20 protein-coding genes are annotated in these 13226 nt (G+C 49.1%); all 20 read left to right on the forward strand.

Features of this window, described 5'->3' with window-relative positions; genetic code table 11:
• Positions 1-107 precede the first annotated feature (107 nt).
• Positions 108-785 carry an HNH endonuclease gene (locus IV433_RS01580; RefSeq protein WP_195812710.1) on the forward strand — a complete coding sequence of 226 codons (678 nt, stop codon included), beginning with the start codon at positions 108-110 and terminating at the stop codon, positions 783-785.
• Positions 786-793: 8 nt separating this feature from the next.
• Positions 794-946, forward strand: a complete 153-nt coding sequence (gene ninD, locus IV433_RS01585) for a protein NinD (RefSeq protein WP_195812964.1) — start codon at positions 794-796, stop codon at positions 944-946.
• Positions 943-1386 carry a recombination protein NinB gene (locus IV433_RS01590; protein ID WP_195812709.1) on the forward strand — a complete coding sequence of 148 codons (444 nt, stop codon included), beginning with the start codon at positions 943-945 and terminating at the stop codon, positions 1384-1386. The genes ninD and IV433_RS01590 overlap by 4 nt, the downstream gene beginning before the upstream one ends.
• On the forward strand, positions 1386-1733 hold the full coding sequence (locus tag IV433_RS01595; protein WP_195812708.1) for a hypothetical protein: 348 nt from the start codon (positions 1386-1388) through the stop codon (positions 1731-1733). Before IV433_RS01590 ends, IV433_RS01595 begins: the two co-directional genes overlap by 1 nt.
• A complete protein-coding gene (locus IV433_RS01600) occupies positions 1730-2086 on the forward strand; it encodes a phage protein NinX family protein (RefSeq protein ID WP_195812707.1) in 357 nt (118 codons plus the stop codon). The genes IV433_RS01595 and IV433_RS01600 overlap by 4 nt, the downstream gene beginning before the upstream one ends.
• A 320-nt stretch (positions 2087-2406) precedes the next feature.
• Positions 2407-2577 (forward strand): protein NinF, encoded by a 171-nt coding sequence (locus IV433_RS26445; RefSeq protein WP_195812706.1) that lies wholly within the window; start codon positions 2407-2409, stop codon positions 2575-2577.
• Positions 2555-3157 carry a recombination protein NinG gene (locus tag IV433_RS01610; RefSeq protein ID WP_195812705.1) on the forward strand — a complete coding sequence of 201 codons (603 nt, stop codon included), beginning with the start codon at positions 2555-2557 and terminating at the stop codon, positions 3155-3157. The genes IV433_RS26445 and IV433_RS01610 overlap by 23 nt, the downstream gene beginning before the upstream one ends.
• A complete protein-coding gene (locus IV433_RS01615) occupies positions 3154-3966 on the forward strand; it encodes an antitermination protein (protein WP_195812704.1) in 813 nt (270 codons plus the stop codon). The genes IV433_RS01610 and IV433_RS01615 overlap by 4 nt, the downstream gene beginning before the upstream one ends.
• A gap of 592 nt (positions 3967-4558) precedes the next feature.
• Entirely contained in the window at positions 4559-4807 is a 249-nt protein-coding gene (locus IV433_RS01620) for a phage holin (RefSeq protein WP_195812703.1), read from the forward strand.
• A 2-nt stretch (positions 4808-4809) separates the two neighbouring features.
• Positions 4810-5295, forward strand: coding sequence for a lysozyme (locus IV433_RS01625; RefSeq protein WP_229893153.1), 486 nt, complete (start codon positions 4810-4812; stop codon positions 5293-5295).
• 94 nt (positions 5296-5389) lie between these two features.
• On the forward strand, positions 5390-5923 hold the full coding sequence (locus tag IV433_RS01630; protein WP_195812702.1) for a hypothetical protein: 534 nt from the start codon (positions 5390-5392) through the stop codon (positions 5921-5923).
• 156 nt (positions 5924-6079) lie between these two features.
• Positions 6080-6607: a KilA-N domain-containing protein gene (locus tag IV433_RS01635; protein ID WP_195812701.1), complete on the forward strand. Its 528-nt coding sequence runs from the start codon at positions 6080-6082 to the stop codon at positions 6605-6607.
• A complete protein-coding gene (locus IV433_RS01640) occupies positions 6604-7008 on the forward strand; it encodes a hypothetical protein (RefSeq protein ID WP_195812700.1) in 405 nt (134 codons plus the stop codon). Before IV433_RS01635 ends, IV433_RS01640 begins: the two co-directional genes overlap by 4 nt.
• A 52-nt stretch (positions 7009-7060) precedes the next feature.
• Positions 7061-7207: a hypothetical protein gene (locus IV433_RS01645; RefSeq protein ID WP_195812699.1), complete on the forward strand. Its 147-nt coding sequence runs from the start codon at positions 7061-7063 to the stop codon at positions 7205-7207.
• Between the two features lie 12 nt (positions 7208-7219).
• On the forward strand, positions 7220-7738 hold the full coding sequence (locus tag IV433_RS01650; protein ID WP_195812698.1) for a hypothetical protein: 519 nt from the start codon (positions 7220-7222) through the stop codon (positions 7736-7738).
• Positions 7738-9210 carry a terminase gene (locus tag IV433_RS01655; RefSeq protein WP_195812697.1) on the forward strand — a complete coding sequence of 491 codons (1473 nt, stop codon included), beginning with the start codon at positions 7738-7740 and terminating at the stop codon, positions 9208-9210. Before IV433_RS01650 ends, IV433_RS01655 begins: the two co-directional genes overlap by 1 nt.
• 10 nt (positions 9211-9220) lie before the next feature.
• The gene (locus IV433_RS01660; RefSeq protein WP_195812696.1) at positions 9221-10681 is read left to right on the forward strand and encodes an anti-CBASS protein Acb1 family protein; all 1461 of its coding nucleotides are present in this window, start codon (positions 9221-9223) and stop codon (positions 10679-10681) included.
• Positions 10626-11600 (forward strand): phage minor head protein, encoded by a 975-nt coding sequence (locus tag IV433_RS01665; protein WP_229893154.1) that lies wholly within the window; start codon positions 10626-10628, stop codon positions 11598-11600. The genes IV433_RS01660 and IV433_RS01665 overlap by 56 nt, the downstream gene beginning before the upstream one ends.
• Before the next feature lie 37 nt (positions 11601-11637).
• Positions 11638-11967: a hypothetical protein gene (locus tag IV433_RS01670; protein WP_195812694.1), complete on the forward strand. Its 330-nt coding sequence runs from the start codon at positions 11638-11640 to the stop codon at positions 11965-11967.
• A 70-nt stretch (positions 11968-12037) separates the two neighbouring features.
• Positions 12038-13225 carry a DUF2213 domain-containing protein gene (locus IV433_RS01675; RefSeq protein ID WP_195812693.1) on the forward strand — a complete coding sequence of 396 codons (1188 nt, stop codon included), beginning with the start codon at positions 12038-12040 and terminating at the stop codon, positions 13223-13225.
• Position 13226 lies beyond the last annotated feature (1 nt).

The following is a 13226-nucleotide window of genomic DNA, read 5'->3' on the forward strand; positions in this document are numbered from 1 at the left end:
CCGGGATACCTAAAAGAGAAGGATCACCGAGATGGTTACTTCGGAGCAGTTTGCGGGTACATGAGAAGAAATACCACAACTAATGCTGAAAAAGTTGATTGCATGGCATGCAAGAAGGCGATGAAGAAAGGTATGAAATGAATAACGATTTAGAGAAGTTCAGCGAGGAAAGGCTGATGGAGATTCAGAAAAAACTTTCAGCAGGAGTGCTCATCGATACGACAGAGGCGTCTCTTGTTCGAGATGCAATAGAAATAGCCGTAGCAGCAAACGGAAGTAACTATGACATCACGGTGTATCAGTTGAGGGATTATCTTCATTACGATCCAGTTACTGGAATATTCACGCGCCGTTCCGATGGCTTGCAGATTGGAAGTAAAAACGACGAAGGTTATTTGTATATAACTTGCTTTGGTCATGTCAGGCCTGCACACAGAATGGCCTATTACTATATGACAGGCCGACTTCCAAAAACTGTTGATCATATCGACAGAGTAAAAACCAATAACGAATGGAAGAATTTACGCGAAGCAACTAATGCAGAAAACCAATGGAATAAGGCCATGAAGCGCAATAACACAAGTGGAGTAAAGGGCGTCTATTGGAGTAAGAAGGATAATCGATGGATTGCAGAAATACGCTTAAATGGTGCGCGTCATTATGTGGGCTCATATCGTGACATGGAGGATGCAAAACTAGCGATAAGCGAGAAAAGGAAAGTGCTTCATGGAGCATTCTTCGTCGAAGATGGGCAAGTCGCCGCCCCTAAACCGGAGAGTGAATGATGCAGAAAATGGAATCATGCTACCGGTGCGGAGAGCGGAAAGAAGCTGATAAGTTTCGACCCGGGCAACCATACTGGCATCGATGGTGCATTCGCTGTGAAGCAACTCCCATAGGCTCCATGCCTATCAGGGAAACCTCAGAACATCGGAGGCAAGAATGACCAAACAAACCTACCAATTACGCAACGAACAAATCCTCAGTAACGCAATAAACCACCTCCGCAACACTCCGCTTAATCCAGATAAACCTTACTTCGTCACAATTCAGGAAGCCACGCGTTCACTCTCTCAGAATGCGAAGCTTTGGGCTTGTTTGACGGATATCAGCCAACAGGTCGTCTGGTACGGGCAGAGGCTCAGCACGGAAGACTGGAAGAACATTCTGACAGCCGGGCTGAAAGGCCAACGCTCAGCCCCAGGCATCAACGGTGGCTTCGTCGTTCTCGGCCAATCTACAAGCCGGATGACAGTCGGAGAGATGAGTGAGCTTATCGAGATGATGAGCGCATTCGGCACGGAGCAGGGCGTCAGGTGGTCTGATGAATCTCGTCAGGCATTGGAGTGGGCTCGGAGATTTGGCGAAACAAAGAGGGCGGCGTAATGGCTTATGTATCTCAAGCAAACATTTCCAAAGAACTTGGCCGCGGTCGAGGCTCGAAAACTCCGTCGATATCATTTCGGATGACTAAATCAGGCTCAACTGGCTGCCGGGTCACAAAAGTTACTGGCCTGTATAGCGAGAGCATAGACATTCAAATCGACGAAGAAGAATCAAAGCTACGCATCGGCAAGTCCGAAAACGCATACAAGGTAAGCGACCAAGGTTCTTTTTCGGTATCAAAGCGCGTTCTGCGCATGGTGGCTAAAGGCTCAAACTCATCTGTCAGGGTTGAGTTAGCTAAAGGCGATGACGGCTGGTGGTACGGCTCATATGGAGAGAAAGCATGAAAGATTATTCAGCGATGAGTGACTTTGATGTTCAGCAGGCAGTGCTGCAAGAAACATGGGGGAAACATCCGGTCAGGCTTCTTGGGAAAATGATGCTGGATATCATGTTGAGCGACTACGACCCCTGCAACAACCCTGCCGACGCATGGCCGATTATTTATGGAAATCTAATCACCATCGAACCGGACTATGAATTTATTGACGAAAGTGAAGCTGAGTTTTTCCCTACCGGACTATGGATTGCAGAGCGGTCAGGTAATCATGAGTTTTTGCAGCATGTGAATGAATCACCCCTCCGCGCAGCAATGATTGTCTTTTTGCAAATGAAAGACGCGGAGAAATGCGATGGCTAAATCAACATGGTTCACTCACGAAATCATGTCCACTCAGCAAGCCGAAGACCTCATCAAGCAGTACACCCTCAGAAACATCCAAACCTCAAAGCAGCTATCCGCTGATTACACAGGCTGGCACGTCTCTGCTTTGTTACCCGAATACAAATCCGAGCCAAGGCAGAGTTACGTCTGGCAGAACCCTATGTGGAGATAAATCATGCCAACGAGATGTTGCAGATGTAACGCACGGCTTGAAGAGGAAGAAGAAGAATATTACGGACTCTCTTGTGAGAAATGCGAGAGAGATTACGCATTAAGTTTTGACGAGATTATCAGATATGACCAGTGGAAACGAAGCATCTGTTGCAACGTGCGCCGCATGTGGCATGGCATTGGCAGAGGACGAGACGCATGTTTGCGGGGATTGCGAAAGCTTCTTCGCTATGGACGGGATTGAATTATCTGAACATCTGAGGAGTGAGAGTGATGAAATTACCCAGAAGCCGTAACTGCAAAATATGCAAAAAACGATTCAAGCCAGCCACTCTGTACGACTGGTGGTGCAGCGAAGAGCACAAGGAAGAGCTAATCACTAAGTTAGCAACCGAAGCCCGACAGAAGCGCATACAGCAACAGGAACAACAGCGAAAGCAAACAACCCAGCAGGAACGACGAAGCCTCAAAATTCGAAAGCTCGCAGTACAACCCCGCAGTTACTTCATCAAGCAAGCCCAGCAAGCCGTAAACGCCTACATCCGTGAAAGAGACAAGCACCTTCCCTGCGTTTCATGTGGAACGTTGAGCGCTGCTCAATGGGATGCCGGCCATTATCGAACTACGGCCGCAGCCCCACAGCTAAGGTTCGATCCTCGCCAAATCTGGAAGCAATGCAGCGTATGCAACCAGCACAAAAGCGGGAATCTGGTTCCGTACCGGGCAGAGCTCATCAGGCGCATTGGTCTGGCTGAAGTGGAAAGCATCGAAGGCAACCACGACCGGCACCGTTGGACGATTGAAGAGTGCAAGGCCATCAAGGCTGAGTATCAGCAGAAGCTAAAAGACCTCAGACAACTCGGAGAAGAAGCATGAAGCTAGAGTCAATATCGAAATACTTCTTTGCGAAAAGCACGATGATCAGCGACTCGCCCAGGGCAACCGCTTCTGACACTCTCACCGGAACAGACATCATGGCCGCTTTAGGGTTGGCAGACCTCAAAAGCGGCTTTGGATTAGATTTGTTCTTGGCAAAGCAGGGGATTAGTAAACCAGACAAGGCCGTGGAAAGTCTGTGCCGGTTTGCTGAAAAACAATTACATCAATACAGAGCTGTGGCTCAGCTCGAAGATGATATTAAACATCACGTACTGCAAATACTCGCAACTTTCGCATATCAGGATTATTCCAGGAGTGCTGCAAGCGTCCGGACGTGTGATTGCTGCGGCGGGGAAGGATTCACAGAGGCAGAGGTTTTCACAATGAAATCTGCTTTCGGCGTTGCACGACCAGAAGAGTTTACCGGCGTGGTTCGCATTAGCGATCAACTGGCCTGCAACGTAGCAACACAACGGCGCGAAGTGGTCAGGGTGCTGTGTAAGCCATGCGATGGGAAAGGGATAATCAGCAACGCTTGCCGGTGCCACGGAAAGGGCGTTGTGCTGGACAAGGAGCAAACGGAATTGCAGGGCGTACCGGTTCAGAAAGAATGTCCGAAATGTTCAGGGCGTGGCTATGCGAGATTACCGGCTGAGAACGTGCGTAGAGCCATCTGCGGCGAGGTGATGGAATTAACAGAGCCAACGTGGCGGAGGAACTTCAAGCCGCTCTACGAGGCTATGATAACCCGATGCCATGTTGAGGAGTCAGAAGCAGAGTTGATGCTGTCCAAAGTAACCATGTGAGAATAATTTTCTACAAATTAACTCTTATTAAGAAAATGGTTATTGACATCTTGACGAAAGTAGCCCAATATCAACGCTAACACTACAAATCCGTGAATCTGTTACGGTGAGTGAAAAGCATAATTAAGGCCTCGCAGAAATGCGGGGCTTTTTCGTATCTGCACATCAGGTAAGGACATTGCTGTTGAGCGGACAATGTGCGCGGCGTAACACGCGTAGATTTTAAAGCCGCAATGTTCTTTCCGATGTGATGAATGAGCTAGATGGTGGGGTAAAGGCTCACCATGGCGACGAAGGCATCACAATACGAAATCCGCTGATCGGTTATGAGATTTTGCGCTGGGCAGGATGAAACTTGCGGAACCCAGCATACACAAATATCTGGTTCGCCGGGCGATGGCAGGTCTCCAAAACCTCGCTGACAAGGTTCGACTCCTTGACTGGATGCCACATTTTAGAAGCTCGCATATTGCGGGCTTTTATCATTTTAGAGCCCGACCAATCAGTCACCTCACCTTCATGAACCTAAGCGGTCGAGGCTCTATTCCTATGACTAAACACACAGCCAACTAAGCATGTTGGAGGTGATCGGATGATTAAATCTATGCCCGACAAAATCGCATCAGTAGCAAGCTATTGCGTATCCGGGACACTTGTATGCGGAGGCGGCGTGTCACAGTGGATGCATGACCTCGACTGGAACCAGGTTGCAGTAGTGAGCGGTATCGTTATTGGTATCGCAACTTTCTTGGTGAATGTTTATTACAAGAACCGACAGACAAAAGCATACGAAGCTGCATTAAACCGAGGTTACAAAACCACTCCGCCTCAAGAGGACTGACCATGGCTATCTCACCATCCCTGCGGAACAAGATTATTGCTGCGGCTGGTGGTGGTGCGCTGGCAATTGCCACAGTCATGATCCCTTCGCTTGAAGGTGTGAAATATAAGCCTTATCAGGATGTGGCCGGAGTCTGGACTGTTTGTTACGGACACACTGGCAGCGACATTATCCGCAACAAAACCTATTCCGAAGCAGAATGCAAAGTGATGCTGGATAAAGACCTGCAACCCTTTGCGCGTTCTGTTGAGCGCTCGGTAAAAGTCCCATCATCTGAATATCAGAAAGCCGCTCTCATCACATTTAGCTATAACGTCGGCATCAGCGCCTTCGAGAAGTCCACACTTCTGAAAGACCTAAATGCCGGTCGATACCAGAAAGCCTGTGATGGAATGCGAAACTGGATTTATGCCGGTGGCAAGAAATGGCAAGGACTGATGAACCGCCGCGAAGTAGAGCGCGAAGTCTGCCTGATGGGGCAATCATGAGCGGCCTTTGTTTCATCATATCCGTTCTGCTTATAGCGGGTCGCGCCAGCCCTTGGATTTGGATTCCGTTCTGGATGGCGGGGGTGCTTATTCCATGATTAATAAAATCGCCGTTGCTCTTTCTGCTCTGATACTGGCTGTCATCGCCATCCTGATGTGGGCTGCATTCCACTTCTACGGAACATCAGTTGAAGCTGACGGCAAGGTTACCCAGCTGCAAAGCGATAATGACCTGCAAACGCTCACCATATCCACGCAATCACTCAACTTTCAGCGTTCTAACGAGATTGCAGCGGCGGCAGATAAATACGCAGTGAAAATCACCGGCGACAGTCAGGAGCGTGAAATTGAATATCGAACGATTCTCAAGGCTGAGCCGACCTGTGCTCTGCCTATCCCTGCTGATATTGCTAACGGCCTGTACGACTACGCGAACCGTTTACGTTCCAGCGCAATGTACGCCGATTCCAGCCAGCCTGTTAAAGCCGCTGTTAGTGCCACTACCTCCCAGCGAATAACCTACTGTCAGGCAGTGTTGTGGATTGACCCGCTACTCACCCTGATAGACCAAGGCAACAACCAGTTGGCAGCCATCAAAAAGATAGAAGAAACCAGAGCCTCGCACTAGCGGGGCTTTTTATTACCTAGTAAATCACCGCGCATCGCAGCGCATCTCAACGAGAGTCTTTCAGAAAGCTGAGCCTGAGAATTGCCGTTATAGGTGGCGACCTCTCTCGGGCGGCTTTTCTGTGCGAACAGGCTCACTTTCTAAAAGGTTAACGCTATGCAATATCCAACCGTAGTAGTAAATGGCGTCCCAGTTCGTGTAGACAACGAAGGGCGTTACAACCTGAATGATCTCCACGCGGCAGCTGTAGCAAATGGGGAGGCGACTGAATCACAAAGACCAGGCGTTTTCCTCAAAAGCAAACAGGTGAAGCGATTTGTTAAAGCATTAAGCGATGCAACAAAAAGTGCATCGGTCAATGTCATCAAAGGCGGCCTACAGCAAGGCACATGGGCGCTTGAATTAGTAGTCATCAGATACGCGGCATGGCTGAAGCCTGAGTTTGAAATCAGGGTATATAACACATTCCGCGATGCCATCTTAAATGGCGTCAGCAGTATGACACGACTGAATCGGCTAGACCTTCTGATTGCCAATGAATCCAAAGAAGTCAGCAACTGCGCCAAGACCATGAATAAGTGGGGCGTGGGCGGCCGCAAGCAATTACTTAACGGTGCACGTGAAAGAATCATCGACCAAATGGATCCTGACATGGTTGCAATAATGCAGGGAGATGCATCATGAAGACATTTATCGCTTACGTGGTTTCTTTACTTCTACTGATCTCAATGGCCGCAGGTGTTTTTTATCAGATTGATGGCTTGGTGACTTTGGCTGTGTCGATTAACTGGATGATCTGCATCCTTGCAATACCAATTGCGATAGCAACAGTGGCCGCGAGCATCTTGTATGAAAAATCCAATGAAGAAAGCCGGATAAAGATTGCGAAAGTACTCGTCCAGGCCGCTAAGAGGAAATCGTTTATCGCTCGCGTGACCGGATGGACAACATTCTTAATCATGACATCTCTTTTTGCATGGTCAGGATGGATAGTAACGGCAATCGCTTATGTCTTGGCATCGCTCATCATCAAGTTAGCTAACTCCATTGCAAGAGATGAAGCGATTAAACAAAACCTCATATAGCCATTCCATAGCCCATTTACGAGTGGGCTAGATAATGACAAAGGAGCGAAACATGGCTATTGGCACATTGGCCTACAAGGTATCACTCAAGCCGCGCATGAAATGGCTTCTCGTTCTTTCTGCATTGCTGCACTGGGATTGGCTGACCAATAAATGCTTCACCTATGAACTTATCACCGGCGACTCCGTAGAGCTTTAGAAGGAATAACGAATGACCAAACCAGATTGGGAGGCCATCGAATCGGCGTACCGAGCTGGTTCTTTGTCTATCCGGGCAATTGCAGAAAAGCATGGTGTGAGCGATACCGCCATCCGCAAGAAAGCGACACTTCACAACTGGCAACGCGACCTTACCGAGAAGGTAAAGACGGCAACTAAGCTAAAGCTTGTTCGCACAGAGGTTCGCAATGACGGTTCGCAGTCAAAGGTGCGAACTGATGAAGAGATAGTTGATGAAGCATCTGACACAACCGCCGAGTTAGTACTTAGCCACCGAGAGGGGCTGAAAGGCTGGAGAGAGATTACGAACAAGCTCAGAGAGTTTGTGGAAGATACTGATATCACCACTGAGAATCACGCCTCAATGGCTCGCACAATTGCGGCTGGTGTGGATGCTCAAATCAAAGTGATCGCCGCAGAACGCAAGGCTTACAACCTTGATAGTGACGAAGGCAACAAATCAGTCGATAACATTTCAGACCTGATGGATTCACTGTCTCAGGGGGCGTAATGAAACCTGAGCATCTCAAGTTGCTGGCTGATAAAGACTGGCGACTGAACAATCTTTATTGGATCACGGACAAAGAAGGCAAGCCGGTACGCTTCAGGATGACACCTGAACAGCGTGAGTACTTCGAAGGCATCCACACTCGCAACATCATTCTTAAAGCTCGTCAACTCGGCTTCACGACCGAGGTTTGTATTATTCAGTTGGATGCGGCGCTGTTCGAGTCTGCCAAATGTGCTTTGATCGCCCACACGCTGAACGACGCAAAGCGCCTGTTCCGTGAAAAGGTGAAATACGCCTACGACAACCTGCCCGAAGAAATTAAAGCCGCTAACCCGGCGAGCAATGACTCTGCCGGGGAGTTGGTATTCAAGAAGGGCGGCTCACTCTACGTCAGCACCTCATTTCGTGGAGGCACGCTGCGCTACCTGCACGTATCAGAGTTCGGTAAGATATGCGCTAAGTATCCAGACAAGGCCCGTGAGATTGTCACAGGCGCATTTGAGGCCGTATCTACCGGATGCTTTGCCACTATCGAAAGCACTGCTGAAGGTCGCGCCGGTTACTTCTTCGATTACTGCCAAACAGCTGAGAACGCTCAGTTGCAAGGCAAGCCATTATCCCCGCTGGACTGGAAATTCTTTTTCTTCTCCTGGTGGAAAAATCCGCTGTATGCAATCGACCCGGTAGAAGCTTTACCGCAGCGCTTGGTTGATTACTTCGACGAGATGGAAGCCAAGCACGATGTTCACCTAAACGAGCGTCAGCAAGCGTGGTACTACGCCAAAGAAAAGACGCTCGGCGATGACATGAAGCGGGAATACCCGACCATACCCGCAGAGGCATTCCAGCAATCAGTTGAAGGCGCTTACTACGCACAGCAATTCCGATTCCTTTACACCAATAAACGCATTGGTACGTTGCCAGATAATTCACACCTTTCCGTTCATACGTTCTGGGATATCGGCGTGGGTGACTCAACGTCCATCTGGTTCGTGCGTGAGGTTGGCGAAGAGTTCCACGTCATCGACTACTACGAAAACTCCGGTGAAGGTCTGCGGCATTATATGAAAGTGCTGAAAGACCGAGGATATGAGTATGGCGACCACTGGGGACCACACGACATTGAGAACCGTGAATTCGGCTCTGATGCCAAATCCCGTAAAGAGCTGGCTCGCGAAGGCTACGAAATTGACGGCCAGGTCTACTCCATGACATTCAAAGTGGTGCCGAAAACGGGCGTTGATACAGGCATTGAGTCAGTACGTGAAATCCTCCCGAAATGTGTCTTTGACGACGAGAAGTGCGCTGAAGGCATCACTCATCTGGAAGGGTACAGGAAGGAATGGGATGACAAACGCGGCTGCTGGAAAGACAAGCCATTACATGACCACACATCTCACGGCTCTGATGCGTTCCGCTACTTTGCCGTAGCCAAGAACAACCATAAACAAGTCGGCGCTGTATTCTTCTAAGGAGCAATCAGTGAGTGATACCAATAACGAGGTTCAGTTCCTCGTGAATGCCCTCGCTGACCAAGTCGCGGTGGGTCGCCAGCGTGCTTTATACGTCGGTCAGTTTAACGGGAACACCAAGCGCACCACCTTATGGGAAGAGTTTGGGTACCCGGACACCGTAAGTTTCGCAACTTTCTATCGGACGTACCGCAGAAACTCAGCTGCATATGCCGGTGTGCATGTAACGCTGGATTCCTGCTGGGTTGATAAGCCAATTATCATTGATGGTCCTCTTGCTGATAAGAAGAAGAAAGAAACGCGTTGGGAAAAGACGGTTACCAAGCTTCTTAAAAAGTATTGGGAAAAAATCAAGGATGCCGACCGCCGTAATATGGTCGGGCATTACTCGGCGATCATTCTGCAAATAAAAGACAATCGTGACTGGTCAGAGCCTGTAGATAAGGCGCTGGTTGCAAAGCTAGGCGAGGCCGCTTTAGTTAAGCTGATCCCCGCATGGGAATCACAGATTAAGCCTGGCAGTTATGACATCGACACGCGGTCAGATACTTACAGTCAGCCAGTTAACTACACGTTCAATGAGCAGCCGGTCGGTGATGACGGAACATACGGCAATGTAAGAAGCATCACGGTGCACCCAGACCGGGTGATAATTCTCGCCGAGGGCTCTGAAGACGACAACATGCTTTCCGGTGAACCTCTCAATGAGGCCGGATTTAATGATCTGCTTGATATTGAGAAGACCAAAGGCGGCAGCGCAGAAGGGTTCCTGAAGAACGCCAGTCGCCAACTTGGGATAGAGTTCACCAAAGATACTGACATGGAAACCCTTAAAAAGGCGGCCGTGGATGCAGGCTATAAAGATTTAGGTGATGCTCTAAATGACAAAATAACTCGCCTCAACCGTGGCTCAGATTCGTCTCTGGTTATGCAGGCAGGGCAGGCTTCAGTTCTATCGGTGGCCGCTGCTGACCCAACTCCATCATGGACTGTGTCAGCCAACAGCTACGCTGCAACTATCCGCTGCCCATTCAACATTCTTTTCGGCAAGCAAACGGGCAACCTTGCTTCAACAGAAGACAAGAAGGCTTGGGCGGCGCGATGCAACTCCCGAAGAAGCAGTTGGCTCTCTTACATCATAACTACTGTCGTTCATAGATGGAGCGAACTGGGGGTAATTCCTCAGCCAACAACTGGAGAAGTCACCGTCGATTGGTCGGATTTACTCGCGCCGGGGGACAGTGAGAAGCTCGACAACATGGGCAAGTTGGCCGATATCGCCTACAAAACTCAGCAGGCATACGGAACGCCAGCGGTTGAAGTTAACGAAATTCGTGCTGCCGGTGAGCTTGAACCCATCAAGGAGCCGGCAGAGCCGGACCCCAACGCAAAACCAACCGGTAAGGATCCGCTGAATGGAGATGACGACAACAGCGCCCCGAATCGGGACACCGATAGTTCCGCGCAATAAAGCCGACCCTACGCAGTCATATCGAGCAGTAAACAAGATGTACCGAGATATCGAAGATAGATACCTCGGCATCAAGACGTCGCTTAAACAGCTATTCGACATACGTTTAACTGGCAGGGTGAGGGAAGGTAATGCACAAGCATCATTCGCATTGCATTGCGACACCATCTACCAGGTGAATGCTGCCACGTATATCTACGACATGACGGCGCAGCAGCTTGCCGACCTGTTAGAGCGAGTGCAGGTGATTCTTGATGACTATCTGCTCGAAGGTGGCTCTCAAAACCTGTGGGCTTTTGCATACGTTTCTGACGAGTACCAGCGCGGCACACTCAACGCGTTTACAAACCTCTCTGTGCAATCGCCAGTGTACGCTTCACAGACCACGTTAAGCGCATTGCTTTCATCACCGGCCTACCAGAACCAAATTGCAGCGGCTTACGTGAGCACGTACAGCGACTGGGTAGGCATAAGCGACAAGGCTCGCGCCGACCTCTCCAACGTGATTTCAGGTGCCATTGGGCGCGGTGTTAATCCGAAAGAGACAGCCAGACTCATCAGCAAACGACTCGATGTGTCGATGTCTGACGCGAAGAACATCGCGCAGACTGAACAGGTGGGTGCTTTAAGAGAGGCGCAGTGGAATGAGACTGAATGGACAAGAGAAAGGCTTGGGCTCAATACTGGCCTGTTACATCTTTCAGCACTAAAGCCAACTACTCGACAAACTCACGCATTTTGGCATGGCAAAGTCAGGACTGTAGAAGAGGTTAGAGAGTGGTACAGCATCAACGGTAATAAATACCACTGCTACTGTTCTCAGATACCGGTCATCTTGAATGATAAAGGTGAGATTTTTAATGAGGGGTTGGCTGAGAGGTTGGCTGATGAACGTAAGGAATGGAAGGAAAGTAAATGATATAACTAGCATGAGCATTTTAAACTAAGGAGAGCTCATGTTTTTTAATACCAGCTTTTATCTAGGCGTTAAAGGGACTGTTAAACCAGAGGATGGTTCTTGCCTTGGTATAATCACTGCATTTCGTTCTATTTCTGGTCAGAACTCAAACACCCTATCATTTACATGTAAGTGGCCGAAAGACCAGCAAGAGGCAAGGCTTATAGTCGACTATTTGAGAAGGCAATTAAACGAGCCCTTCGTGTTTTGGATAGGGGACACTTCACAGCCGCTAAGTGGTGAGCTTTGTGAAGTGAAACTTCATTCGGACGTTGCAAATGATGTTTACATAGATCAAATAGAAGTTACTTTAAAAACGAACTTCTAATTTTAACCAAATACAAAGGTCGCTTATGCGGCCTTTTTTATTGCCTGAAATCCACCAAAGAGGACACAGCATGTCACGCATCTGCGTAAACGTGCTGTCGGTCATCAACTCCGCTTCAAACATCACTACCGAGACAATCAACGGCAAACCACACATCGTGGTTCGTGGCGTCACGCCTATCGTTGACGACATCGTTATGAATCGGAAGTTATACCCGGCAGCTGAGATTGAAAAAAGCTACAAGTCGCTTGAGCGCAACCCTATGCCTTTCGGGCATCCGAAGGTAAACGGTAAGCATATTTCGGCGCGCGATGTTCAGGCGGTAAATGACTATCACGTAGGCGCCTGGCTGCAGAACGTTAACCGTGATGGTGGCAAGGTTTCAGGCGATATGTACGTTGACCGGAGGTACGCGGAGGGTAGCGACAACGGCAAGCGCCTCGTTCAACGTCTGGATGACATGGCAGCAGGCAAGAACGTTGACCCCGTTCATATATCAACCGGCCTGCTTCACAAAGAAATCACCGCGAATGGCGAATCCAAGGGTAAGCGTTACGAGAAGATCGTCACCAACATGGACTTTGACCACGTCGCTGTATTGCTTGACCAGCCCGGCGCTGGGACTCCAGAGGAGGGGGTTGGCATCTTCGTAAACGCAGAAGGTGATGAGCAAGAAATCGAAACAGCGAACATCGCTGAATCAGCAATTCCCGACCCGCAAGACCCAGCTATTAAGCAGTTCTTTAACCAATTCATGGCGTTTTTCAGCGCCAATAATAAGTCCGTCAAAGAGGAAACAAAACCGATGAAAGAACTCATCACCAACGCGCTGAAAGCGAAAGGCAAAGAGGTCGAAGGTAAGACCGAGGCTGAGCTGATGGATGCGTACAACCAGATGGTGGCTGACGATGCTAAAGCGAAAGCTGATGCAGAAGAAAAAGCCAAGAAAGACAAAGAAGAGGCTGACAAAAAAGCCAAAGAGACCACCACCAACAACGAAGAAGCACCGGCTTGGTTCAAACCATTCGCTGAAAAGCTGAACAGCATCGAAACCGGCCTTACAGCCAACTCTGACAAAGAGAAAGGCGAGAAGCGTGCAGCAGTCAAAGCGAAGTTCGGCATGACTGATATTGCGGTCAACGCTCTGGACGGCGAACCACTGAATGAACTGTTTGCTCAATGCTCCACATCCACCGGCCTGAATGGTTTATTCCGTCAAGCCAACTCATCTCAATCAGTCAGCGAAATGCCGGAGTAAA

Source organism: Rahnella laticis (assembly GCF_015644585.1).
In the GTDB taxonomy this organism is placed as follows: Bacteria; Pseudomonadota; Gammaproteobacteria; order Enterobacterales; family Enterobacteriaceae; genus Rahnella; species Rahnella laticis.